The sequence below is a fragment of the Streptomyces sp. NPDC046727 genome (assembly GCF_040645635.1).
Taxonomy (GTDB): domain Bacteria; phylum Actinomycetota; class Actinomycetes; order Streptomycetales; family Streptomycetaceae; genus Streptomyces.
In genome coordinates, this window is sequence record NZ_JBEYYR010000108.1 from 1 (window position 1) to 1008 (window position 1008).

Genomic DNA, 1008 nt, shown 5'->3' on the forward strand with positions numbered 1-1008 from the left:
TCCAACGTCTTCATCAGCGCCAGACCTACGCCGTTGCGGCGAGCGCGGCTATGCACCAATAGCTTCACCACCTCCGCACGATTACGGCCATTCGGTTTCTGGCAGAGCTCGAGTTGCACGGTGCCAACGACGCCGCGTTCGTCGCGGGCAATCCACAATAGCAGCTCGCTTTTGGCCAAGGCGGGACGCAGGCTGTGGAAGTAACTCTCGGCGTCTTCATGCGGGATTAAGGTGTCGTAGCCCACTGAAGCACCGTGGGTGACCGCATCGGTCAACAGGCGAGCCAATTCATCGCGATAAATCGGGAGCGTAGCGGCGTTGATAGGCACTATTTTCATCGGTCATTCCTCCAGAGATGGGGGTAATGAAGATAAGCAATAACTGCGCCAGAACGACGAAAGGCATAGCCACGGCGAAAGAGCGAGCAATAAGTGTAGTTCACGCCACGAACCTGGGCAGCGATCCTCTTTTTGGTGCATCGATCCCGCTCACGGTTTACCGACGCAGGTTACGTGTTTTGAGAAGCCCGACACGGAGAAAGGGGCTCTCAATGCTTGCAAAAAGTGGATAAAATTGTAGAGAATGATTGCCGCAAGTGATGAATGTTTGCACGCCGCAGGCTGCGAATTGCATGACAGCATGCAAAATTGACTGATTTGTGAGCGAAAGTGCGCGTAAAGCAATTTTTTTGTTGCATAGGCCGTCCGCTCTACCTAGAATGCGCTGCACTTGATGCCGGCTTAGCTCAGTAGGTAGAGCAACTGACTTGTAATCAGTAGGTCACCAGTTCGATTCCGGTAGCCGGCACCATTCAAGTCACAAGTAGTTAAAATCTGGTGGGGTTCCCGAGCGGCCAAAGGGAGCAGACTGTAAATCTGCCGTCACAGACTTCGAAGGTTCGAATCCTTCCCCCACCACCATCTTTTCTCTGTTGATGAACTTGAAGCGAAAGCCGAAATATCATTAAACGCCGAGGGGGAGGATGAGAAGCTTCGACAAGGTTCGAGC

The 1008-nt window shown here is 52.9% G+C and carries 1 protein-coding gene and 2 tRNA genes; 2 read left to right on the forward strand and 1 reads right to left on the reverse strand.

Going from position 1 to position 1008, the window contains the following annotated elements; translation table 11 throughout:
• Positions 1 to 338 (reverse strand): GNAT family N-acetyltransferase (locus ABZ937_RS42890; protein WP_361701141.1); only part of this gene is annotated, 338 nt, incomplete at its 3' end.
• A gap of 396 nt (positions 339 to 734) precedes the next feature.
• On the opposite strand from ABZ937_RS42890, the gene ABZ937_RS42895 reads away from it, so the two are divergent.
• Positions 735 to 810: transfer RNA gene (locus ABZ937_RS42895), tRNA-Thr, on the forward strand.
• Between the two features lie 25 nt (positions 811 to 835).
• A tRNA-Tyr gene (locus tag ABZ937_RS42900) sits at positions 836 to 920 on the forward strand.
• The last annotated feature ends 88 nt before the right edge of the window (positions 921 to 1008 follow it).